Source organism: Mesorhizobium sp. M2E.F.Ca.ET.209.01.1.1 (genome assembly GCF_004010375.2).
Lineage (GTDB): Bacteria > Pseudomonadota > Alphaproteobacteria > Rhizobiales > Rhizobiaceae > Mesorhizobium.
In genome coordinates, this window is record NZ_SADP02001092.1 from 1 (window position 1) to 295 (window position 295).

General features: G+C 66.1%; 1 protein-coding gene. It reads right to left on the bottom strand.

Features of this window, described 5'->3' with window-relative positions; genetic code table 11:
- On the bottom strand, positions 1–295 hold a 295-nt coding region (locus tag EN852_RS39250), incomplete at both ends, for an ATP-binding cassette domain-containing protein (protein ID WP_135879937.1).

A 295-nucleotide genomic window follows, 5' to 3' on the forward strand; every position in this document is an offset into this window, starting at 1 on the left:
GACCAGAAGCACGGCGATCCCCGCCTGGTCGCGCAGATAGCGGATGGCGCGGCCGATATCCTTGATGATCGATGGCTGGATGCATTCGGTCGGCTCGTCGAGCACCAGCAGCTTGGGTCGCATCACCAGCGCTCGGCCGATGGCGAGTTGCTGCTGCTGCCCGCCAGACAGGTTGCCGCCGCGGCGGCCAAGCATCTGCTTCAGCACCGGAAACAGCTCGAAGACATGGGCCGGGATGTTGCGGTCTGCGCGCCTGAGCGGCGCGAAACCGGATTCCAGGTTCTCGCGCACCGTC